The organism is Halotalea alkalilenta DSM 17697, from assembly GCF_000621205.1.
GTDB lineage: Bacteria > Pseudomonadota > Gammaproteobacteria > Pseudomonadales > Halomonadaceae > Halotalea > Halotalea alkalilenta.
Genome location: NZ_JHYY01000014.1, coordinates 80,733 through 100,502, shown reverse-complemented (window position 1 = coordinate 100,502; position 19,770 = coordinate 80,733). Strand labels below are relative to the sequence as shown.

The following is a 19,770-nucleotide window of genomic DNA, read 5'->3' as shown; positions in this document are numbered from 1 at the left end:
GTGTGCCAGTGAGCGCTCCACCCTGGCTTCGTTTCGCGGCTTTCTTTCCTTGCTGCCTTCGTCCTTTGCCACCCCTGGGAGTCGTCATGTTCGGTATGCCCTATCAAGGTATCGCTACCTTTCTCAAGACGCCGCTGGATGTCGCGCGTCCGGTCGGCTTCCTCGGCTTGCCCTACGACTGCTCGGTCACCTTCCGGCCCGGCTGCCGGCTCGGCCCCAGTGGGGTCCGCCAGGCCAGCCTGATGCTCACCGATGGCGCCCATCCGCGCTTCGAGACCGACCCCTGCGCGCTGGTCAGCGATCTCGGCGATGTGGCGATCACCCACGTCGGCCAGGAGGACGCGCTCGGCCAGATCGAGGAGGCGGTCTCGCGTGCGCTCGAGGCGGTGCCCGGCCGGCGGCTGATCTTCGCCGGCGGCGATCATCTCACCACCCTCGGCGTGCTGCGGGCCCACGCCAAGCGCCAGGGCGGCCCGCTGGCGCTGCTTCACTTCGATGCCCACTGCGATACCTGGAAGGATCACTTCGGCGACGAGATCGGGCATGGCACCTTCTTGCGCAATGCGATCGAGGAGGGCGTGGTCGACCCGTCCAAGACCCTGAGCCTCGGCCTGCGTTCGCCGGTCGATCCGGAGACCCGCGACTGGCTGGCCGGCCAGGGAGGCTATTGGTGCGACTCCCGTGCGCTGATGGCGCTCGACGGTGACGGGCTGCAAGCGCTGGTCCGCGAGCGGATCGGCGATGCGCCGATCTACGTCACTTTCGACATCGACGTCCTCGATCCCGCCCACGCCCCCGGCACCGGTACGCCGGAGATCGGCGGCATCACCACGATGAAGGCGCTCGAGCTGATCGAATCGCTGCGGGAGTTCGAGCTGCTCGGCATGGACGTGGTCGAGGTATCGCCGCCGTACGACCATGCCGGGATCACCTCGCTGGCCGCGGCCAACCTGCTGTGGACCTTCGTCGCCATGCTGCGTGGATGAACCCGCACGGAAGGGGCCCGGACGCGCTCCTTCGCGGGTTCGCCTGCGCCAGCCCGGACCGGGCGATGCCGCGAGGGTGATCACGCTCCACCGAGCGAGTCGCGATCACTATGCTGGCCGGATCAGCGCCCCGCTGGACGATGAGGCCTATGCCGCCTGGCTTGGGCGGAGAGAATCATCCGCGGCCGAGCTGCGGTTGATCGAGCGCTGCGAGGACGATGAGCTGCTCGAACGGGTCGGCTTTCGCCGCGAAGGATTTTCGCCGCGCTATCTGTTCATCGATGGCGCCTGGCGCGATCATTATCGTTACGCCATGCTCGCCGATGAATGGTGAGCGTGGCGCCCTCCTTCCGCCCCCTTGAGGCCGCCCTGCGCGGTCGCGTGAGTCTCGATGATCGTTCGTCGCAATCCTGGTTTCCTCAGGCTTTTTCTCGTCGTGCGTGGCTCGATCCTGCCCAAGATCCTGCCCAAGGTGCTGATCATCACTCTGCTCGCGCTGCTGGTCGCCGAGTTGCACAAGTATTTCCCCGACCTGTTCCCGGACTACACCACCGCGCCTTTCACCCTGCTGGGTATCTCGCTTTCGCTGTTTCTCGGCTTTCGCAACAATGCGAGCTACGACCGCTGGTGGGAGGGCCGCAGGCAGTGGGGACAGATGCTGATCGACAGCCGCAACCTGAGTCGCCAGCTGGCGACCTTGCTCGACTTCGAGGTGCCCGAAGGCCGCCAGCGGCTCAGGCGCATCGCCCATCTCAATGCCGCCTTCGTTCATGCGGCGCGAAATCGCATGCGTGGGATCGATCCCTGGCATCTGCTCGACAGCCATCTGACCGTCGCCGATCGCGCCACGCTTACAGGCCGCGGCAACCTGCCCGCCGGGATCTTGCATTTGATCGGCCAGGAGCTGGGCGGCTGCTTTCGACGCGGAGAGATCTCCGACATCGCGCTGCGCGATCTCAACACCAGCGTCAACTCGCTGTCGCTCGCCTATGGCAGCTGCGAGCGAATCCTCAACACCCCGCTTCCCTTCGCCTACATGCTGCTGCTCCACCGCACCGCCTACCTTTACTGCCTGCTGCTGCCCTGGGGGTTGGTGGCAGCGCTGGGGCTCGCTACGCCCGTGATTTCGGCGATCATCGCCTACACTTTCTTCGGTTTCGACGCGCTCTCCGAGGAGCTGGCCTCGCCTTTCGGCACCGAGGCCAACGATCTGCCGTTGAACGCGATGGCGCGCAATATCGAGATCGAGCTGCTGGAGGCGGTGGGAGAGCCGCTGCCACCGAGGCTCACTCCCAAGGATCACGTGCTACTTTGATTCACCTGTCCGGCGCCGCCGGGGATGCCGAGAGGTGAAAATTGACCATCGCGTCTTTGTTTTCCCGCTTCGCCGGCCAGATGCTCGGGCATGCCGCGTCCAGGCGAAGCCCGGTATGGGCGCTCGAACGCGATGGTCGTACCTTGCTGCTCGCCGGCACCATGCATTTGGTGCGCAGTGCCGACCTGCCGCTGCCGAGACGCTACGAACGCGCCTTCGCTGCGGCCCGCAGCGTAGCCTTCGAGACCGATCTGGAGGCTTTCGGCGAGCCCTCCTTCGCCCGTAGCCTGAGCGCGCGGCTGGCTTATCCGCAGGGGGATGATCTCGAGCACCACCTCGACGGCGCGACGCTGGCCGCGCTGCGTGGGCACCTGGAGGACAAGGGGCTCGACTTCGACGCGATGCGCGGCTTCCGACCCAGCTACGTCGCGCTGTCGCTCGGCATGGCGGCGCTGCGCAGCCAGGGCTTCGATACCCCGCTCGATTTGCTCTTCCATCGCCGCGCCCATGCGCAGGGCAAGCGGTTGGTCGCACTCGAGGCGGTCGACCGGCAGGTCGAGACGCTGCTGGAAATGGACCGGGTGGCCCCGGACGCGGTGATTCGCCAAGCGATCGAAGAGGACGTCCAGGCGGCGGCGCTCGCCAGCGCCTCGGTACGCGCGATGCGTCAAGGCGATCTCGCGGCACTGGAGGCGATCGAGCGCCCGCTGAGGGATCACTTCCCGCTGTTGCACCAGACGCTTTTGGTCGCGCGCAACCGCGAGTGGCTGCCCGGGCTCGAGGGGCTGCTCGACCACCCAGGACCGAGGCTTGCGATGGTCGGCGCGCTGCATCTCGTCGGTCCCGAGGGTTTGCTCGCCCTGCTCGCCGATCGGGGCTTCGAGGTGCGCCCCTATCGGGGAGCTGCGCGCGACCATCGTTGAGACGGCTGCCTCGCTCTCTCCAGTGGGGACGAATGGCCGGGTCGAAAACGACGAAAACCCCAAACAAGGGGTTTTCGTCGGGCGCTTTCAGCGAAGACGTGCGAAGGGAAGGCCGCCCGCCATCGGCATCTCGAGCCTGACCCTGCGCGGTGGTGGGGAGGGGGGGAGCGCAGGGCTGGAGTGATCATAACATGGGTTAAATTTCAATCCAGCTTCACTGTAAGTCTAAAAATCGCGGGACCTCAGTACAGCAGCCGGGCACGAAACCGCCGCCCCTTGATCCGCCCCTCCTGGATCTGGACCAGCGCGCGTTTCGCCATCTTGCTCTCGACCGCGACGTAGCTTGCGAATTCCCCCACTGCGATCTTGCCGATCTGGCCCTGGTCGAGCGCGCCATCGCGGGTCAGCGCGCCGACGATGTCGCCAGGGCGCAGTTTGTGCTTGCGCCCGCCATCGATGTCGAGGGTCACCATCGGCGGGTAGGCTGGCCGTCCTTCTGCGCGCAGTGCTTCACCGGGGCCTCGGGCGATTTCTCCATGGCGCGCTTCGATCGCTTCGATCCGGCGCGCTTCGCGCGCAGTGTAGAGCGACAGCGCCAGGCCGCTGGCACCGGCGCGGCCGGTGCGGCCGATGCGGTGGAGGTGGATGTCGGGGTCGAGCGCGGGGTCTACGTTGATCACCGCGTCGAGGTCCTTGATATCGAGCCCACGGGAGGCAACGTCGGTGGCGATCAGGATCAGCACGCTATGATTGCTGAAGCGGGCGAGCACCTGGTCGCGGCTGCGCTGGTCGAGATCGCCATGCAGCGAGGCCGCACTGAATCCAGCGCGGCGCAAGCGCTGCTCGAGCTCGTCGCAGTCCCGCTTGGTGTTGCAGAACACGATGGTCGAGGCGGTATTGGCCGGATCGTCGCGGTAGAGATAATGGTGCAGCAGCGCAGCCACCGCGCCCGGTTTGTCATCGACTTCGAACTTGTACTGGGTGATCGTCTCGAGCCGCTGCTCCGGCGCGACGGTGATCCTTCGCGGTTCGCGTTGGATATCGGCGCTAAGCGCCTCGATCTGATCGGGAAAAGTGGCCGAGAACAGCAATGTCTGCCGATGCTCGGGGGTGGCCGCGATCACTCGCGAGAGCTGTTCGCGAAAGCCCATCTCGAGCATCCGGTCGGCTTCGTCGAGCACCAGCGTGCGCAGCCGGTCGAGTTTCAGCGCGCCCTTGCGTAGCAGGTCGTCGATCCGCCCGGGGGTACCGACGACGATCTGCGCGCCGTATTCGAGCGAGCCGATCTGAGGGCCGATCGGTACGCCGCCGCAGAGGGCCAGGATCTTGACGTTGGGGATCGCTCGAGCGATGCGGCGCAGCGCGCTCGCGACCTGCTCGGCGAGCTCGCGGGTCGGGCAGAGCACCAGCGACTGGGTGTCGGCCAGGGTGGGATTGAGACGTTCGAGCAGGCCGATACCGAAGGCCGCGGTCTTGCCGCCGCCGGTCTGGGCCTGAATGATCAGGTCGAAACCCTCGAGCAGCGGCGGCAGGGCGGCCGACTGCACCGGCGTCGGCTTGGCGTAGCCGAGCGAGGCGAGGTTGTCGCGCATCGCGACGGAAAGGGCGAGCTGGTCGAAACGATCCAAGGTCATGGCGCGGTCCAGGTGGGCGAATGGCGGGCCGGCGATGGCGACCAGCGAAGCGGATCCATATGTTAACTTACAACTTTGGCCCAGCGTGAGCCGGCCGTCTCCGGGCGACTCTCCTCCAACGACAATATTCTCAGAGGCTCCAATGATCGATCTGCGTAGTGACACCGTGACCCGCCCTACGGCTGCGATGCGTGCCGCCATCAGCGACGCGCCGGTCGGCGACGACGTCTATGGCGACGACCCCAGCGTCAATCGCCTGCAAGCGGTGATCTGCGAACGCACTGGCAAGCAGGCGGCGGCGTTCTTTCCCTCGGGGACCCAGAGCAACCTGGCCGCGATCATGGCCCACTGCGCGCGGGGCGATGAGTATCTGGTCGGCCAGCTGGCCCACACCTACAAGTTCGAAGGCGGCGGCGCTGCGGTGCTCGGCAGCATCCAGCCGCAGCCGATCGAGCATGCCGAGGATGGCAGCCTGCCGCTGGCTAAACTCGAGGAGGCGATCAAACCAGTCAATTTCCATTTCGCCCGCACCCGGCTGCTGGCGTTGGAGAATACCTTCGGCGGCCAGGTGATCGACCAGGACTACATCGTCGAGGCCTGCTCGCTGGCGCGCCGCCACGGGCTCGCGACCCATCTCGACGGTGCGCGGATCTGTAACGCCGCGGTCGCCAGCGGTCTCGACCTCGCCACCCTCTGCGAGCCGTTCGACACCGTGTCGATCTGCCTGTCCAAGGGGCTCGGGGCGCCACAGGGCTCGCTGGTGGTCGGTTCGCACGAGCTGATCGAAGCATCGGTGCGCTGGCGCAAGATGCTTGGCGGCGGCATGCGCCAGTCGGGGATGATGGCCGCGGCCGGGCTCTACGCCCTGGAGCACCAGTTCGACCGGCTCGCCGACGATCACCGCAATGCCGAGCGCCTCGCCGCCGGACTGGCCGAGGTCGGGGGTGTCAAGGTGCTGCGCCAGGCCACCAACATGGTCTTCCTCGAGGTGCCCGAGGCGCACTGGCAGGGGCTCGGCGAATGGCTGCGCGAGCGTGACATCATCGCTTCGGTGGGCAGCCGCACGCGCCTGGTGACCCATCTCGAGATCGGCGAGAAGGAGATCGACCAGGTGATCGCGGCCTTCACCACCTACTTCGGGCGCTGAATCCGCCCGTCATCTTAGTTCTGTCGAGGAGAGGGCATGAGCACCATCACCTGCATCGAGGATCTGCGTCGGCTGGCCAAGCGCCGGGTGCCGAGGATGTTCTACGACTACGCCGATTCCGGCGCCTGGACCGAGAGCACCTATCGCGCCAACCAGACCGCGTTCGAAGCGATCAAGTTTCGTCAGCGCGTGATGGTCGACATGGACGACCGCAGGCTTGCGACCGAGATGCTCGGCCAGCAGGTATCGATGCCGGTGGCGCTGGCCCCTACCGGGCTGACCGGGATGCAGCACGCCGACGGTGAGATTCTCGCCGCCCGTGCGGCGGAAAAGGCAGGCGTCCCCTTCACCCTGTCGACGATGAGCATCTGTTCGATCGAGGACGTGGCCGAGGCGGTGTCCAAGCCGTTCTGGTTCCAGCTCTACGTCATGCGCGATCGCGACTTCGTCATCGACCTGATCGATCGCGCCAAGGCGGTGGGCTGCTCGGCGCTGGTGCTCACCGCCGACCTGCAGATCCTCGGCCAGCGCCACAAGGACTTGAAGAACGGGCTGACCGTGCCGCCGAACCTCACTCCGGCGACGCTGCTCGATCTGGCCACCAAGTGGCGCTGGTGCTTCGCCATGGCGCGGACCAAGCGGCGCACCTTCGGCAACATCGCCGGCCACGTCAAGGATGCGACCGATCTGAGCTCGCTGTCGAAGTGGACCGCCTCGCAGTTCGATCCCTCGCTTTCGTGGGACGACGTCAAGTGGATCAAGGCGCGCTGGAACGGACCGCTGATCATCAAGGGAGTGATGGAGCCGGAGGATGCCGAGCGCGCGGTGGACGCAGGCGCCGACGCGGTGATCGTCTCCAACCACGGTGGGCGCCAGCTCGACGGTGCCTGCGCCTCGATCGAAGCGCTGCCCGACGTGCTCCAGGCGGTCGGTTCGCGCACCGAGGTCTACGTCGACGGCGGCGTTCGCTCGGGGCAGGACGTGCTGCGCGCGGTCGCGCTCGGCGCTCGCGGGGTGTTCATCGGCCGCCCGTTCCTCTACGGGCTTGGCGCGCTGGGCGAGGAGGGGGTGTCCCGCTGTATCGAGATCATTCGCAACGAGCTCGACATCAGCCTGGCGCTCTGCGGCCTGCGCGACATCGCGGATGCCGATCTCCGTATCCTCAAGCCTGGGAGCTATCCGCTGCCGGCCGAGAAGCTCGACGACGAGGTGAGCGTATGAGCGTCGAGATACGTCCCGCCGTCGAGGCGGACTTCGACGCGATCTGGTCTTTTTTCCAACCGATCGCCGCCGCCGGCGAGACCTATGCGCTCGACCCCGCGATCGACCGGTCCGACGCGCAGCGCTACTGGATGGAAACCCCGAAGCGCACCCTGGTCGCAGTGGAGCGAGACGCCGACGGCCGCGAGACCGTGCTCGGCAGCTACTACATCAAGGCCAATGCCCAGGGCCCTGGCGACCACGTCTGCAACTGCGGCTACATGGTCGCCTTCGAGGCGCGCGGGCGCGGCATCGCCGGGCGGATGTGCGAGCACTCCCTGGCGCTGGGCCGCGAGCTCGGTTTCCGCGCCATGCAGTTCAACTGCGTGGTCTCGACCAACCAAGGCGCGGTGCGGCTGTGGCAACGCCACGGCTTCGAGATCGTCGGCCGCCTGCCCGGCGCCTTTCGCCATCCGCGCGAAGGCCTGGTCGACGCCTACGTGATGTATCGCATGTTGTGAGAGGTCCGATCCGTCTGTCTTTTTGCATGAATGGACGCAGTGAAAAGGCGGGAAGTTCGCGATGGTCGTACCCAAGCCGTCGCTTATTCCGTCCTCCTCGCCTCGTCTTCCACCTTAGGAGTGAGCGATGAAAGCAAGTGCGCGCAACGTGCTGAAAGGCACGGTCACCGGCGTCAAGCTCGGCGCCGTGAATGCTGAAGTCACACTCGATCTGGGCGGTGGCACGCAGTTCGTCGCGATCGTCACCGTCGAAAGCGTCCACAGCCTCGGCATCGCGGTTGGCAAGGAAGCGATCGCCTTGGTGAAGGCTCCTTGGGTAATGCTGATGACGGAAGGCAGCGATATCCGGCTCTCCGCTCGCAACTGCTTCAAGGGGGAGGTCACCCAGGTAACCGACGGGGCCGTGAATGCCGAGGTCATCGTACGGCTGGCGAATGGCAGCGAGATCCATTCCATCATCACCCGCCAGGCCGTGGCTGAGCTCGACCTCGCCGTCGGTGTCGAGGCCACGGTGGTGATCAAAGCCTCGCACGTCATTCTCGGCGTCCCGGCCTGAGCCGATCAGAGCAGTACGCCATCGTGCGCCTGCCGCGGCATCGGCGCGGGTCGATCGAGCAACTCCAGCGTGGAGATCTCGATGCCGCGGCAGATGGCGTCCAGGGGCAGGTCGTTTGGCCGGGTGTCGAACGGGTCGGCGATCTGATCACCCAGCGCGTCCAGCCCGAAGAAGGTGTAGGCCAGTACGCACACCGCGAACGGGGTGAACCAGCCGAGGCTGTCCACCAAGCACAACGGCAGCAGGAAGCAGTAGATGTGTACGATCCTGTGGAGCATCAGGATGTAGGGGTAGGGAATGGGAGTGTTCTTGATTCGTTCACATCCCCCCAGCACGTAGGATAACCGGGTCAGCTGCTGATCTATTTCGACCTGCACGATGGCGTCGGCCCCGCAACGCCGCGCCTGTCCGGCGAAGCGTCGGCCGATCAGGCCGAGCAGGGCGTTCGGTGGATTTTGCTTACCCAGCGTTTCCTGCCTGGCGGCATCGTCCAGCAGCCGTTCGGCATCCGCGCTGGGAGGCACGCCGCGCAAAGCATCCTTCAAGACATAGCTGAAGCCCACCGGCGTGTTGGCCAGCGACAGGCGCTCCTGCGCGCTCAGCGCCGGCAGCAGGGTCAGGCTCTGGCGGGTGAGATTGCGTGTGACGATGAGCAGCTCACCCCACAGTGTGCGAGCCTCCCAGAAACGCTGGTAGGCGACGGTGTTCCTGAACGCCAGGAAGATCGCCAAGGTCAGCCCCCATAGGGTGAAAGGCGTCGCGGTCAATGTCACCTCGTGGAGGTAGAGCGTGCCATGGGCCGCGACCACTGCGGAGCTGATCAGTACGGTGAACAGAACCTTCCGCCAGATGGCCGGAATGATGGAGCCCTTGATCGAGAACAGCAGGATCCAAACCGAAGTGTGCCGGGGGTGAATGATCATCCGGTGAGGGGCCTCGTATGCGGGTTTCGGCGGGCCAGCCTCTTGCTGACTATCGATCACCATAGCGTCGGGGCAGGTGAACGCAAGGCGATCGCCATCGTCGCGCTGCATGCTCCAGATGCCCAGCCGTACCAGCGATGAGAGTAGTGGCGAACACCCGGCGATCGCTGGAACTGCGTGATGGAGCTCGGGCTATGGGGATTCGAAACGCACGTCTTCGCCGTCGGCGCCGAGCTGGCGGATATCGATCGGTCTTCCTTCGGCGTCGAGGCGCACCAGCCCGATGCCGGCTTTGTTGACCAGCCGTTCGCCGGTCGAGCGGTGGTCGGGCAGGCGCGGGCGAACTTCGAAGCGGCGGCGACGGGTGAACAGGTTGAGCGGTGACCAGGGGGCGTAAAGCCAGCGGTTGAGCCGGTCGAAGGTGTCGAGCAGGCGATCGGGGAATTCGTTCTTGATCCCGCTGCTGGTGATTTGCCACACCGAGGGTGCGGCGTCGCGCCCGCGCAGGTTGATGTCGTAGACGAACGAGTAGTGCACGTCACCCGAGAGCACGACGAAGTTCTTCGGCGTGCCTCGATGATAGAAGATGTTGAGGATCACATTGGCGCAGCCGGGGTGGGCCATCCAGTTCTCGGCGTCGACCAGCAGCGGCTTGCCGACCCAGGTGAACGCTTGCTGGATCGTCTCGATCAGCTTGACCCCGAAGATCGGCGCCGGCGAGACCATCACCACCGCGTCGCTGCCGAGCAGCGCCTGCTGGGTCTCGGTCAGCGCTTCCCAATCCATCAGCCCCGAAGGGTGGTCGGGATTTCGCTCGCTCTTCCAGCGCTGGGTGCGAGTATCGAGCACCAGTAGCTTAGGCTCCCCCTGCACTTCGTACTGCCATCGATCGAAATGCAGCAGCCGCTCGATCAGGGCGTCCTGGGTCGCTTCATCGAAACGATCGGTGTGGGTGAAGGCGTCGAGCAGCTCGTCGTCGAACGACTCCGGCGCGTTGCCCCAGCCCTGGAACAGCAGATAGGCGAGCAGGGCGTTGCCGATGATCCGCTTCGAGAATGGATGCTCGTAGGTGAGCTTTTCCCATGCGGCGGTGAGGTTCCAGTCGTCGGAGACGTCGTGGTCGTCGAAGATCATGTAGTTCGGCAGGTGCGCGAGTACCCGGCGCACACTGGTGAGCTCCTGGACGAACCGCGCCAGTACGGGTTCGTCCTTGCGATAGCTGGCGAGATCCTCCTGCGCAAGCGTCGGCGGCGTCGGGTCGATCAGTCGCCAAGGTACCGGCGACCAGACCAGCAGGTACATGGCGATCATCTCGGCCAGCGAGATCAAGTGGTTGCTTGCGTTGTCCGAGGTGAACACCGGCTTGCGGGTGCCGCCGAAGAAGCGCTGGCGCAGGTTGTGCCCTTCCCGCGTATGGGGCAGCAGTCGCTCGCGGTGGTAGTAGCTGCAGCGGTGGCAGGCGACGTCGCCGTTCGGCATCAATTCGCGGCTGTCATCGATCGTCGCACCTTCGAAGCGCTCATGGTCGAGGCCGAGTCGGGCGATCAGCGCATGGATCGCCGCCAGGGTGACGCCGGAGACGTCGTCGACGTAGACCTGGTCGCCGCTGTGGATCAGCGCGGCGGGCCATTGGGCGTGGTCGTCGCGGCGCTCGGCCAGCCAGCGGTCGGCGCGGGCGAGGCCGTCGGCGGCGGGGTGGTGGGGCTTGCGGCACGAGCCATGCAGCAGGGTATCGAACCGCAGGCTGCGTTTGACCCTGGGGCGGCGCTCGCCTTCGTAGAGTAGCTCCGCCCCCCAGTCCGCGATCCGCCCCGGCTCTTCACCACCAAGCACGTTCAGATCGTAGGCGAACAGGCTCGACTCCTCGGCGAGGGCCTCGGGCAGCGCCACCTCGATCAGCTGCAGGTAGAGATGCTCGCCCAGGCGCAGCTCACGGCGCTGTCCGGCATCGAGAGAATAGTCGGCGAGCAGGGCATCGGCATCGGTGTAGAGCTCGAGATGCAGCTCCAGCGAGCGGCTGGTGGCAAGCCACAGCGCGATGTGCGTATCGGTGAGACGGCGCAGGATAGGGCCTGCGAGCACGTCCGGTAGGGCGGCGGCAGTGCTCGCGGCACGGTCTTCGGGCACGGTGTAGCGGCTCCATCGAATTGAAGGCGAGGGCGGTCGCATCCACCTTGGGTCACAGGGTGGGGGGCTTTCCAACCGGAGTCATGGACATTCTAGAGGCTTGAGGCTTAAGGAAGCGTTGCGAGGGGCCGCGAGGAAATGACGTATACCGTTATCTTGGGTTTTTGGCGCAGGCCGTGGCCCGGAGGTCAGTGGGTGCTATGGCGTTGATGGAGGGCGGGGCATGGCCACTGCGGAAAGTGCCTCGGCGATGCCTTGGCGGCTGCGGCGATGCCGGTCGCGAGTGACGCGGCCGGCATCGCGGTCGAGCGAGGGGTCAGAGCTCCGCGGGCGCGGGCTCGGCCGGGGAGACGTGCTGCTCTGCCTCCACCCTCAGTGCGACGCCGCGTCCGCGGGGATCGGATACCGCGATCGGGCTGCCGCTTTCGACCTGGATCGCCTGTAGGTCGCCCATTCGCCAGCCCTGGGGCTCGACCCGATAGCCACGTCGCTCGAGCTCGGCGACGGTGTCGGCGTCGAGCGGTGCGGCGGGGTCGGTATAGATCAGGTCCTTCGGCAACAGCTGGTGGTGGAATCGCGGCGCGGCGAGCGCCTGGTCGAGCGGCAGGTCATAGTCATAGAGGTTGTTCATCGCCTGGAAGATCGAGGTGAAGATCCGCGAGCCGCCTGGAGTGCCGATCACCAGTTCGACCTGGCCGTCGCGGGTGACGATGGTCGGGGTCATCGAAGAGAGCATCCGCTTGCCGGGAGCGATGGCATTGGCGTCTCCGCCGACCACGCCGAAGGCGTTGGGGACGCCGGCACGGGCGCTGAAGTCGTCCATTTCGTTATTGAGCAGGAAGCCGGCGCCGGTGACCACCACGCCGCTGCCGAAGCTGAAGTTGAGCGTGTAGGTATTCGAGGCCGCGTTGCCGAAGCGATCGACGATCGAGTAGTGGGTGGTCTGGAAGTGCTCGAGGCCGGGCTGCACTTCCTCGGTGGGTGAGATCGTCCTCGGCCTCACTTCCCCGGCGCGGCGGTCGAGGTAGTCACGGTCGACCAGCTGCGCGGTGGGCACCGCGGAGAAGTCGGGGTCACCCAGGTAGTCGGCTCGATCGGCGAACACGCGCTTTTCGATCTCGCTGATCAAGTGGACGTACTGGGCGGAATTGAGCGCGACCCCCTGGAACAGGCCGCCCAGGCGCTCTTTCATCGTCAACAGCTGGGCGAGGCCGATGCCGCCCGAGCTCGGCGGGGTCGGGGCGTAGACGGTGGCGCCGCGCCACTCGAGCGCGATCGGCTCGCGCCAGTGGGCGCGATAGCCGGCAAGATCGTCGAGGCCGATGTTGCCACCGCCACGCGCCATCTCGGCGACGATCAGCTGGGCGGTCTCGCCACGGTAGAAGTCATCCGCCCCCTGGGTCGCGATCCGCTCGAGCGTCGCGGCCAGCTCCGGTTGGCGGAAGGGGCCTTCTTCGTCGAGGCCCGAGAAGTAGTCATGGAAGTTGGTCCGGCCGCGGAACTTCTCGGTCTCGTCCTCGCTGTACTGGTTGGCGCGCTCCGCCGGCTCGATGCCATCGCGAGCGAGCGCGATGGCGGGCCGCACCAGCTCGGCCCAGGGCAGGCTGCCGAAGCGCTGGTGCGCTTCCCACATGCCCATTACCGTTCCCGGCACCCCGGAGGCGTGATAGCCGATCAGGCTCTTGTTCTCGATCACCTCGCCGTCCTGGTCCAGGTACATGTCGCGGCTGGCGGAGGAGGGCGCGATCTCGCGGTAGTCGAGGAAATAGGGCTCGCCTTCGAAGTAGACGGTCATGAAGCCACCGCCGCCGATGTTACCGGCCTCGGGATAGCTTACCGCGAGGGTGAAAGCGGTCGCGATCGCGGCGTCCACCGCATTGCCGCCTGCTCGCAGTACCGCGGCGGCGGTTTGGGCGCCATAGCGATCCGGCGCGGCCACGGCACCCGCATCCAGCGTGGTCGCCGCCTGGACGGAGATGGTGGCACCGAGGCCGGGCAGCGCAATCAGCGTGCAGGTCACCAGCGCTAGCATCCGGCGGGCGGCTGGACGAGACGGAAATGATCGAGTCATGCTGCGATTCCCTGTGTTATGGCTTGGTTGTCGATGATCCCACTGGGCTTCGCGCCCGAGCTTTCGAGGGTATATGACACCGCGTGAAACGTTACACGGTTGGCGGGGCCAATCTCAGACTGCTGACAGAATAATTGAAGATGCCACGATGGCTTCCAGCCGCCTCCGAGAGCGCGCTGGACGGCAATCGATTGCACCGGGGTTTGCGACATGGATGTCGCAAAAGGCGCGCCCGGACAGGGACGTCCATGCGCGCCGACCCGAGGGCAAGCGATTGATCGGCCAGGGTTTCGCGCTCTTGTGGCGGCGCGTCCCCCAAAAGGGGGAGCGCGAGGGGTCCGCCCCTCGCATCTAAGCGAGCAAGAGGCGCGTTAGGGCCCAAACGGTTCTCGACTCGCTAGGATTGAGAGCGTCGCTGGGTCAAAAGGGGTTTGTCATTAATCTGCGGTTGGCGGAGCCAACCTGGAAAAAGGAAAAATTCATTCCTTCCGGGCCGAACTATTTGTTACAAACGGTTTCATACTCTCTGGGCAACGATGGCGCCCCTCGTTTACTTCCATCGCCGCGGAGCACGACGTGGATGAACTCACTGCTTCACAACATCGATAGCGAGCTCGATGCCGTTCTGGATTCCCGGCCTCCCCAGGCCGACAGCTATTCGCAGCGTGGTCCCCGGCGCATCGTACTGATGCGCCATGGCGAGCCGGATGCTCGTTTCGACCAGCGGATTCCCGCCGCTGAGCTGCGCCAATGGGTGGCGCGCTACCATCGCGCGGGGCTCAAGCGCCACAGCCACTGCAGCGAAGCCCAGGCCGTCGCCGACGACTGCGTCGCGGTGGTCTGCAGCGATTTGCCGCGCGCGATGGAGTCGGTGCAGCGGCTCAAGCGCTGCGAGGCGCTGGTGCTTTCCGATCCCGCCCTGCGCGAGATCGAGTTTCCCCATGGGCCTGGACGTTGGCCGACACCCGCGCTGCCTCCCGCCGCCTGGCTCGCGCTGTTCCGGGTGCTGTGGCTGTTCGGCTATCGCGGCAACGCGGAGTCGCTCGGTGAGGCGCGGCGTCGTGCCCGGCATGGGGCTAACACCCTGGCGCAGCTCAGCGAGCGGCACGACTCGGTGCTGTTCGTCGGTCATGCGATGTTCAACGTGCTGGTCGCCCGTTCGCTGCTCAAGCAAGGATGGCGTGGTCCTCGCCGCCCGGGTAGTCGCCATTGGCGGTATGCGATCTACGAACGCTGAGCGACTCGTCGCTCAGCGGTGATGGTGGCTGCGGTGGCTGCGCGGCACCACCCAGTGCCCCGGGCGATAGCGCCCATCGAGCGCACCCAGTGCATGTTCGAGCGTCAGGGCGGCGATCTGGTCGTAGCGCTGGCGCAGCGATTCGACGCGCTGGGGCAGGAAATCGAGCAGCCGGTCGTCGCCGAAGGTGGCGAGGCGCAGTGCGCTCAGGCGCGGGTCGAAGAGACTGCCATAGCGCGTGGTGAGCGCCTCCAGCGCGCCTTCGAGCAGGGTGTAGGAGGCGGTGATCAGGGCGTCCGGCAGCCCGTCGCGTTCGAGCAGCTCGGTGATCGCCGCGCTGCCACTGGCGCAGTCGTAATGGGTCGCTGAAATCCGCACTACGCTGGCATCGAGACTCTCCATCGCGGTGTCGAAGCCGCGGCGCCTGGCACGGCTGATCGAAATCTGCGCCACCGCGTCGAGCCACACCACCTTGTCCACCGCTTCATCCACCGTTCTCAGGGTCAGCGTGCGGGCGCCTTCGCAGTCGTCGCCGACCACGCAGGCGAAACGCTCGGGATCGAGCGGACGGTCCACGCCGATCACCGGCATCCCCTCCGCCATCAGCTCGGCGTAGAATCCGTCGTCTTCGCTCAGGCAGGAGGCGGTGATCAGCGCGTCGCAGCGACGTGCCCGCAGGCTCAGCGCCAGCTCGCGCTCGGTGTCCGGCTCGTCGTTGGTGCCGCCGATCAAGAGCTGGTAGCCGGCCCGGCGCGCGCCGAGCTCCAGCTGCTTGGCGAGCCTTGCATAGCTTGCGTTGGCGAGGTCGGGCACCACGAATCCGAGGGTGCGGGTCACCCCCCGGCGCAGCGCGGCTGCCTGGATATCGATGCGATAGCCATGGGCATCGACCACGGCCATGACCTTTTCCACCGTCGCCTCGCTGATCCGATGGGTCTTGGCCTTGCCATTGATCACATAGCTTGCGGTGGTGCGCGATACGCCGGCCAGGCGTGCGATCTCGATCAGGGTGAGCGGTTTCATCGAGCGGTTTCCGATCGTGGAGTGGGCGGTGGCGACCATGGGAGGGCGCGGATTCGACCAATGTCGGCCTCCGCGCCAGTTGCTAATCATGCGCTTAGGCCTGAGCATTGAACTTCAAGATGAACCGATTCAGCTATTCATCGTTCGGCGCATGGACCTGTCGCTCTCCCCATGGTCTCTTCGCTGCCCGTGATCCCTCGGGCTCTCCCATTGGACGGACATATGCTCACTCTTTCCTCCAACGCAGTGAAACTCGCGCGCGTAGCCCCCGATTGGCGCGACGCACTCCGCCAGGCCGGCACCGCGCTGGTCGATGACGGGCTGGTCGAGTCTGGCTATGCCGAGGCATTGTTCGACCGTGAAGCCCAGGGCTCGACCTATCTTGGCGCCGGCATCGCGATTCCCCATGGTACCCCACAGAGCCGCGAGCATGTGCGCGAGACCGGGGTCCGGGTGCTGCAGTTTCCCGCCGGTGTCGAATGGCACGATGGCGAGCGGGTGTTCCTGCTGATCGCGATCGCCGCTCGTTCCGATGAGCATCTCGAGATCCTGCGCGCCCTGACCCATGTGCTGGATCGCGATGGTATCGGAGAGCGGCTCGCCGCTGCCGTCGACGCCGACGAACTGGTCGAGCTGCTCGGTCGCGAGCAGTCCGAGGCGCGCCTCGATTCGTCTACTATCGTCACCGGTGTACCGGCTGCCTCCAGGCTCGAGCTCGCCGCTGCGGCCGCGGGCAGGCTCTACGCCGCGGGCTGCGTCAGCGCGGAGTTCATCACCGCCGCGCTGGTCGAGCCGCCGGTTTCGCTGGGCCAGAAACTCTGGCTGATCCGCGGCAAGCGCGGCGTGCTCACGCCGGCGCTGGGCTTTGCCAGCGCGGCTGCCGCGGTCGAGGATTGCATCGGGGTGTTCTGCCTCGCCGAGCGTGAGCGTGAGCACGTGCCGCTGATGGAGCGGCTGATCACGCTGCTCGAGGAGGGCAATGGCGAGGCGCTGGCGCGCGTCGGTGCCGAACAGATCCTGGCTCGCCTTGCCGGGCAGAGCAGCGCCGCCGAAATCGGCAAGGTGCGGGTACGCAACGACCATGGCCTGCATGCGCGCCCGGCCAAGCAGCTGGTCCAGGTCGCTCGCCAGCAGCCGGTGCCGGTATCGGTGCGGCTCTCCGACGGCGGTGCGCCGGCGGTGCCGGCGAGCAGTCTCACCAAGGTGATCAACCTCGGAGCGCGGCGTGGACAGATGCTGATCTTCTCCGCCGAGGGCGAGGGTGCGAAGGCGGCGGTCGAAGCGATGGTCGAAGCGGTGCGCGGCGGGCTTGGCGAGGTGGTCGCGCCGTTGGCCGACACCACCGAGGCGAGGCCGTCGCGCAACCACACCCATGCGAGGCGGGTGGTGCCGCCGCCCGAGACCGATGTGCCTCATGCCGCGGTGAGTGCCTCACCCGGACTGGCGGTGGCCGAGGCCTTCGTGGTCCGGCCGCCTGAGTTTCGCTATCCGGAGCGTTTCGATGATCAGAGCAGCGTCGAGGGCGAGCAGCAGCGGCTGCGCGAGGCGATCACCACCTCCGGCGAGCAGCTGCGCGAGCTGATCCTGCGCGCGCCGGACGGCGGCGAGGTCAGCGAGATCCTGTCGATGCACGAGGAGATTCTCTTCGACGAAGAGCTCGAGCGCGCCGCGGTCGAGTCGATCACCGAGGGTGCCAGCGCCGAGGCGGGCTGGTGGAAGGCGATCGACGCCTCGGCCCGCGCCCAGGAGCAGCTCGCCGACCGGCTGCTCGCCGAGCGCGCGATGGACCTGCGCGATGTCGGCCGGCGGGTGCTGGCCTCGCTCTGCGGGGTCAGCCTGCCGCCGGCGCCCGATGACCCCTACGTGTTGGTGATGGACGATGCCGGGCCTTCCGACGTCGCCCGGCTCGATACCTCCAGGGTCAAGGGGCTGCTCACCGCCAAGGGCGGGGCGACCTCGCACAGTGCGATCCTGGCCCGCGCTCTGGGAATCCCTGCGGTGGTCGGCGCCGGCGAGCAGGTGCTGGCGATTCCCCAGGGTAGCGAGCTGATCGTCGATGGTGACCGTGGGCGCTGGGTGGTGGGGCCCTGCACTGAGCGCCGTACTCGCACCCTGCTCGCGCTCAAGGAGCAGGAACTGCGTCGCCGCAAGGCCTTCGACGTGCGCTTCGAGCCCGCGCTCACCCGCGATGGGCATCGTGTCGAGGTCGCCGCCAACCTGGGCAGCACCGCCCACGCCCAGGATGCGGTCGAACATGGCGCGGAGGCGGTCGGCCTGCTGCGCACCGAGTTCGTCTTCATGGCCCACTCCGAGGCGCCCGATCTCGACACCCAGATCGGCGAGTACCGCCGCGCCTTCGACGCGCTCGGGCCCGAACGCGCGCTGGTCGCGCGGACCCTGGACGTCGGCGGCGACAAGCCGCTCTCCTATTGGCCGCTGCCCCATGAGGAGAACCCGTTCCTCGGCCTGCGCGGGATCCGCCTGGCGCTGACGCGCCCAGAGGTGCTCGAGACCCAGATTCGCGCGCTGCTGGTCGCCTCCCAAGGGCGGCCGCTGCGGATCATGCTGCCGATGGTCAAGGACGTACTCGAATTCCGCGCCGCGCGCGCGATCGTCGATCGCGTGATCGCCGAGCTCGGCGACCCGATCCTCGATCTCCAGCTCGGGGTGATGGTCGAGGTGCCCTCGTGCGCGCTGCTCGCCGAGACCCTGGCCGAAGAGGTCGATTTCTTCTCGATCGGCACCAATGACCTGACCCAGTACACCCTGGCGATCGATCGTGGCCATTCGCTGCTGTCGGCTCAGGCCGACGGGCTGCACCCGGCGGTGCTGCGGCTGATCCGTACCACCGTCGCCGCCGCCCACGCGCGCGGACGTTGGGTCGGCGTATGCGGTGAACTCGCCGCCGACCCGCAGGCGGTGCCGGTGCTGGTCGGGCTCGGCGTCGATGAGCTTTCGGTGTCGGTGCGCCAGGTGCCGATGGTCAAGGCCCGGGTGCGCGAGCTCGAGCTCGGCGCCGCCCGCGCGCTGGCCGAGCAGGCGCTGGCGCTGGGCGATGCCGGCGCCGTGCGTGACCTGGTGGAGCGCAGCTGATGGCCGATGTGCTCTGCCTGACCCTGAACCCTGCGCTCGACCTGAGCATCGAGCTCGGCGAGCTTCACCCCGGCGCGGTCAACCGCGCCGAACACAGCCGTCTGGACGCGGCCGGCAAGGGCCACAACGTCGCTCGGCTGCTGGCCGCGCTCGGCCACCGCGTCTGTGCCGGCGGTCTGCTCGGCGCCGACAACGATGCTCCCTTCATCGCTGCCTTCAAAGACTGGGGAGTCGAAGATGCCTGCCTGCGCGTGCCTGGTTCGACCCGGGTCAACGTCAAGCTCAGCGAGCGCGATGGGCGGGTCAGCGACATCAATGGGCCGGGGATTGCGGTCATTGATGCGCAGCTCGACGACTTCGAGATCCAGCTTTCGCACCGGCTGCATCGGATCGATGCCTGTGTGATCGCAGGCAGTCTGCCGCCCGGCTTCGCACTCGAGCGTTTCACCCGGCTGGTGGCGCTGGTGGTGGCCCATGGCGTACCGGTGTGGCTCGACACCAGCGGCGCGGCCTTGGGCGCCGGCATGGAAGGGCGGCCGACGATGGTCAAGCCCAACGAGGACGAACTGGCCGAATGGCTGGGCGTGTCGCTGGACCCCGACGACCGCCCCGCGCTGGTCGATGCCTGCGAGCAGCTGCTCGACTGCGGTGTCGACGAGGCGGTGGTGTCGCTCGGCGCCAAGGGCGTGCTGTGGCGCTCCCGTGAGCAGGGGCTGCTCGCGGCCTACCCGCCGTCGGTCGAGGTGAAAAGCACCGTGTGCGCCGGCGATACCCTGCTCGGTGGGCTGCTCCACGCACGCCTCGCCGGCTTCGACGCCGAGCGCTCGCTCGCTTTCGCCACCGCGCTCGCCGCTGAATGCGTGCGTCACGTCGGCGTCGGTGATCCATCTTGTGATGATTTTTCCGCGCTGGTTGCGGCTACACGGGTCGAGCGTCTCGACCCGTCGCCGTGCCCGGAGCGTACGACCACTGCTCGCGCGCCGCGCGACGGTGAGTCTTCGCAGAGGGAGTGAT

16 protein-coding genes are annotated in these 19,770 nt (G+C 66.8%); 11 read left to right on the top strand and 5 right to left on the bottom strand.

Features of this window, described 5'->3' with window-relative positions; genetic code table 11:
- Nucleotides 1-86: 86 nt before the first annotated feature.
- From speB to Q376_RS0101515, 4 genes are all read left to right on the top strand, one after another.
- Nucleotides 87-986: an agmatinase gene (gene speB, locus Q376_RS0101530; RefSeq protein ID WP_027348803.1), complete on the top strand. Its 900-nt coding sequence runs from the start codon at nt 87-89 to the stop codon at nt 984-986.
- Between the two features lie 76 nt (nt 987-1,062).
- The gene (locus Q376_RS25135; protein ID WP_027348802.1) at nt 1,063-1,320 is read left to right on the top strand and encodes a hypothetical protein; all 258 of its coding nucleotides are present in this window, start codon (nt 1,063-1,065) and stop codon (nt 1,318-1,320) included.
- Nucleotides 1,321-1,377: 57 nt separating this feature from the next.
- Entirely contained in the window at nt 1,378-2,301 is a 924-nt protein-coding gene (locus Q376_RS0101520; RefSeq protein ID WP_027348801.1) for a bestrophin family protein, read from the top strand.
- A gap of 41 nt (nt 2,302-2,342) precedes the next feature.
- Nucleotides 2,343-3,224 carry a TraB/GumN family protein gene (locus Q376_RS0101515; protein WP_027348800.1) on the top strand — a complete coding sequence of 294 codons (882 nt, stop codon included), beginning with the start codon at nt 2,343-2,345 and terminating at the stop codon, nt 3,222-3,224.
- A 242-nt stretch (nt 3,225-3,466) separates the two neighbouring features.
- Here the strand turns inward: Q376_RS0101515 and dbpA are convergent, their stop codons facing one another.
- Nucleotides 3,467-4,858 (bottom strand): ATP-dependent RNA helicase DbpA, encoded by a 1,392-nt coding sequence (dbpA, locus tag Q376_RS0101510; protein WP_027348799.1) that lies wholly within the window; start codon nt 4,856-4,858, stop codon nt 3,467-3,469.
- 142 nt (nt 4,859-5,000) lie between these two features.
- Here dbpA and ltaE point away from each other — a divergent pair, with 142 nt between their 5' ends.
- The 4 genes from ltaE to Q376_RS0101490 all read left to right on the top strand — a co-directional run bounded on the left by ltaE (nt 5,001) and on the right by Q376_RS0101490 (nt 8,282).
- Complete coding sequence (ltaE, locus tag Q376_RS0101505) at nt 5,001-6,005, top strand: low-specificity L-threonine aldolase (protein ID WP_027348798.1); 1,005 nt, start codon at nt 5,001-5,003, stop codon at nt 6,003-6,005.
- 36 nt (nt 6,006-6,041) lie between these two features.
- The gene (locus Q376_RS21020) at nt 6,042-7,226 is read left to right on the top strand and encodes an alpha-hydroxy acid oxidase (RefSeq protein WP_052364842.1); all 1,185 of its coding nucleotides are present in this window, start codon (nt 6,042-6,044) and stop codon (nt 7,224-7,226) included.
- Nucleotides 7,223-7,726 (top strand): GNAT family N-acetyltransferase, encoded by a 504-nt coding sequence (locus Q376_RS0101495; RefSeq protein ID WP_027348797.1) that lies wholly within the window; start codon nt 7,223-7,225, stop codon nt 7,724-7,726. The genes Q376_RS21020 and Q376_RS0101495 overlap by 4 nt, the downstream gene beginning before the upstream one ends.
- A gap of 127 nt (nt 7,727-7,853) precedes the next feature.
- The gene (locus Q376_RS0101490; protein ID WP_027348796.1) at nt 7,854-8,282 is read left to right on the top strand and encodes a TOBE domain-containing protein; all 429 of its coding nucleotides are present in this window, start codon (nt 7,854-7,856) and stop codon (nt 8,280-8,282) included.
- Nucleotides 8,283-8,287: 5 nt separating this feature from the next.
- Here Q376_RS0101490 and Q376_RS0101485 read toward each other — a convergent pair whose 3' ends face one another.
- From Q376_RS0101485 to ggt, 3 genes are all read right to left on the bottom strand, one after another.
- Nucleotides 8,288-9,205, bottom strand: a complete 918-nt coding sequence (locus Q376_RS0101485) for a bestrophin family protein (protein WP_027348795.1) — start codon at nt 9,203-9,205, stop codon at nt 8,288-8,290.
- 192 nt (nt 9,206-9,397) lie between these two features.
- On the bottom strand, nt 9,398-11,332 hold the full coding sequence (locus tag Q376_RS0101480) for an alkaline phosphatase D family protein (protein WP_027348794.1): 1,935 nt from the start codon (nt 11,330-11,332) through the stop codon (nt 9,398-9,400).
- 316 nt (nt 11,333-11,648) lie between these two features.
- Nucleotides 11,649-13,403, bottom strand: a complete 1,755-nt coding sequence (gene ggt / locus Q376_RS21015; protein ID WP_211266584.1) for a gamma-glutamyltransferase — start codon at nt 13,401-13,403, stop codon at nt 11,649-11,651.
- Between the two features lie 580 nt (nt 13,404-13,983).
- On the opposite strand from ggt, the gene Q376_RS0101465 reads away from it, so the two are divergent.
- Nucleotides 13,984-14,640 (top strand): histidine phosphatase family protein, encoded by a 657-nt coding sequence (locus Q376_RS0101465; RefSeq protein WP_081803336.1) that lies wholly within the window; start codon nt 13,984-13,986, stop codon nt 14,638-14,640.
- Between the two features lie 12 nt (nt 14,641-14,652).
- Here the strand turns inward: Q376_RS0101465 and cra are convergent, their stop codons facing one another.
- Nucleotides 14,653-15,663, bottom strand: a complete 1,011-nt coding sequence (gene cra, locus Q376_RS0101460) for a catabolite repressor/activator (RefSeq protein ID WP_043445769.1) — start codon at nt 15,661-15,663, stop codon at nt 14,653-14,655.
- A 222-nt stretch (nt 15,664-15,885) separates the two neighbouring features.
- Here cra and ptsP point away from each other — a divergent pair, with 222 nt between their 5' ends.
- Complete coding sequence (gene ptsP, locus Q376_RS0101455) at nt 15,886-18,756, top strand: phosphoenolpyruvate--protein phosphotransferase (RefSeq protein ID WP_027348791.1); 2,871 nt, start codon at nt 15,886-15,888, stop codon at nt 18,754-18,756.
- Nucleotides 18,756-19,769, top strand: a complete 1,014-nt coding sequence (locus Q376_RS21010) for a 1-phosphofructokinase family hexose kinase (RefSeq protein ID WP_052364840.1) — start codon at nt 18,756-18,758, stop codon at nt 19,767-19,769. The genes ptsP and Q376_RS21010 overlap by 1 nt, the downstream gene beginning before the upstream one ends.
- Nucleotide 19,770 lies beyond the last annotated feature (1 nt).

Excerpts from the sequence above, each read along its gene's own strand:
- Q376_RS0101465 (WP_081803336.1), top strand. The coding sequence starts at position 13,984 with ATGAACTCACTGCTTCACAACATCGATAGCGAGCTCGATGCCGTTCTG.
- Q376_RS0101490 (WP_027348796.1), top strand. The coding sequence starts at position 7,854 with ATGAAAGCAAGTGCGCGCAACGTGCTGAAAGGCACGGTCACCGGCGTC.
- ptsP (WP_027348791.1), top strand. The coding sequence starts at position 15,886 with ATGCTCACTCTTTCCTCCAACGCAGTGAAACTCGCGCGCGTAGCCCCC.
- Q376_RS0101485 (WP_027348795.1), bottom strand. The coding sequence starts at position 9,205 with ATGATCATTCACCCCCGGCACACTTCGGTTTGGATCCTGCTGTTCTCG.
- ggt (WP_211266584.1), bottom strand. The coding sequence starts at position 13,403 with ATGACTCGATCATTTCCGTCTCGTCCAGCCGCCCGCCGGATGCTAGCG.
- Q376_RS21010 (WP_052364840.1), top strand. The coding sequence starts at position 18,756 with ATGGCCGATGTGCTCTGCCTGACCCTGAACCCTGCGCTCGACCTGAGC.
- speB (WP_027348803.1), top strand. The coding sequence starts at position 87 with ATGTTCGGTATGCCCTATCAAGGTATCGCTACCTTTCTCAAGACGCCG.
- ltaE (WP_027348798.1), top strand. The coding sequence starts at position 5,001 with ATGATCGATCTGCGTAGTGACACCGTGACCCGCCCTACGGCTGCGATG.
- Q376_RS21020 (WP_052364842.1), top strand. The coding sequence starts at position 6,042 with ATGAGCACCATCACCTGCATCGAGGATCTGCGTCGGCTGGCCAAGCGC.
- dbpA (WP_027348799.1), bottom strand. The coding sequence starts at position 4,858 with ATGACCTTGGATCGTTTCGACCAGCTCGCCCTTTCCGTCGCGATGCGC.
- cra (WP_043445769.1), bottom strand. The coding sequence starts at position 15,663 with ATGAAACCGCTCACCCTGATCGAGATCGCACGCCTGGCCGGCGTATCG.
- Q376_RS0101520 (WP_027348801.1), top strand. The coding sequence starts at position 1,378 with ATGATCGTTCGTCGCAATCCTGGTTTCCTCAGGCTTTTTCTCGTCGTG.
- Q376_RS0101495 (WP_027348797.1), top strand. The coding sequence starts at position 7,223 with ATGAGCGTCGAGATACGTCCCGCCGTCGAGGCGGACTTCGACGCGATC.